At 39.7% G+C, this 1397-nt stretch carries 2 protein-coding genes and 1 pseudogene; 1 reads left to right on the forward strand and 2 read right to left on the reverse strand.

Features of this window, described 5'->3' with window-relative positions; all coding sequences use genetic code 11:
- On the forward strand, nucleotides 1-343 hold a 343-nt coding region (locus PX484_RS13885), incomplete at its 5' end, for a Uma2 family endonuclease (protein WP_288104298.1).
- Between the two features lie 35 nt (nucleotides 344-378).
- Here PX484_RS13885 and PX484_RS13890 read toward each other — a convergent pair.
- Together PX484_RS13890 and PX484_RS13895 are read right to left on the reverse strand one after the other, a co-directional pair.
- Nucleotides 379-1020: a Uma2 family endonuclease gene (locus tag PX484_RS13890; RefSeq protein WP_287767147.1), complete on the reverse strand. Its 642-nt coding sequence runs from the start codon at nucleotides 1018-1020 to the stop codon at nucleotides 379-381.
- Nucleotides 1021-1048: 28 nt separating this feature from the next.
- Nucleotides 1049-1397 (reverse strand): annotated as a pseudogene (locus PX484_RS13895) (hypothetical protein); the annotation flags it as partial.

Consider the following 1397-nt stretch of genomic DNA (forward strand, 5'->3'; position numbering starts at 1 on the left):
AAATTGTTATTATTATCCCGATATTGCGGTGGTTTGTGACGAGAGAGAGATTAACAATACCGATGATTTTATTCTCTATCCCGTTCTGATTATTGAAGTATTATCGAAATCTACGGAATCCTTTGATAGGGGTGATAAATTCAGCGATTATCAAACCTGTCCCACCCTAAAAGAATACATTCTTATTCATCAAAACCAGATGAAAATTGAATGTCACCGTCGCGAGGATTCGGGAGTTTGGAAAGAACAGATCTATGAAGCGGAAGATGAGGTAGAATTTACCAGTGTAGGATTCCGGGGATCGATCGCTTCTATCTATCGCAAAGTCCCCGGTTTGGTATGATTACAATTCTTTTTTGACATCGCACTTTTATGTCCCTAATTCTCTAAAGCTTCAAATTGACGTAAAGCAAGACTAGAACCTTGATTCCAGCCTAATTCAACATAATAGGGGAAAAGTTTCTTGATATTTATATCGGGAAAGAGACGACTATTTTCACTTTCTTGATAACCGTCTTCTCTGAACAGATATATTTTTAATTCTTCCCGACGATAAACCCACAATTCGGGGATTTTTAGCAATTGATAAGCCTCTACATCAGTCAGAGAAGTAAAGTCCACTTCTATAGCTAAATCGGGAGGAGGATCGACAGTTAAATCAATTCTCTCTTTGCCTAAAATTGCCTGTCTATTATCAATATAAAAACAGGTATCTGGTTCTACTCCCGCTTCTCCCGGAATTTTCAAGGTAATTGGATCAAAACATTCCCAGTCTTTGCCTTGACGACGAAGGATAATTTTTACTAAATCACTTAAAAGATTGATACGTTTGCCATGACTTGGTAAGGGAGACATAAGCCGAATTTCTTGCGTTTTGCAATTAAAATAGAGTTTGGGATAGGTTTTTTGGAGACGTAAACTCAGCAATCTTTGGTAATCTTCCCAAGTCTGATGGGGAAAAATAACTTGACTGCCCGGAGATAAAGATAAAGTATTTTCGTTGAGAGTAATTAGTAGCATTTTGGTAATTATCCTTGATTTTTTGCTGTTATCTCTTATTTTTTTTGGCTGAGGAGACTTCTAAAACTGCTTTCGGGTAGGCAATGCGTTGATGGTGGAATTGTTGCCAAACTTGCACAAAAATCTCGGCAATAATTGGTAATTCCTCCTGACGAATACCACTATCTACTAATTGTTGCTCGCGCCATCGGGCCTGAAAAATCTTTTTGATCATATCCATGGCTTGTTCTGGGGAGGCCTCCTTCAGCGATCGCAAAGCGGCCTCGCTACTATCGGCTAACATGACGATCGCCGTTTCTCGCGATTGGGGAATCGGACCATCGTAGCGAAAAGCCGCCTCATCGACGAATTCTTGACCATTTTGGGCGGATTTTTGC

The organism is Microcystis sp. M49636_WE2, from assembly GCF_030065375.1.
Classification (GTDB): Bacteria; Cyanobacteriota; Cyanobacteriia; order Cyanobacteriales; family Microcystaceae; genus Microcystis; species Microcystis aeruginosa_C.

Coding starts and splice junctions, on each gene's coding strand:
- PX484_RS13890 (WP_287767147.1), bottom strand. CDS start 1,020: ATGCTACTAATTACTCTCAACGAAAATACTTTATCTTTATCTCCGGGC.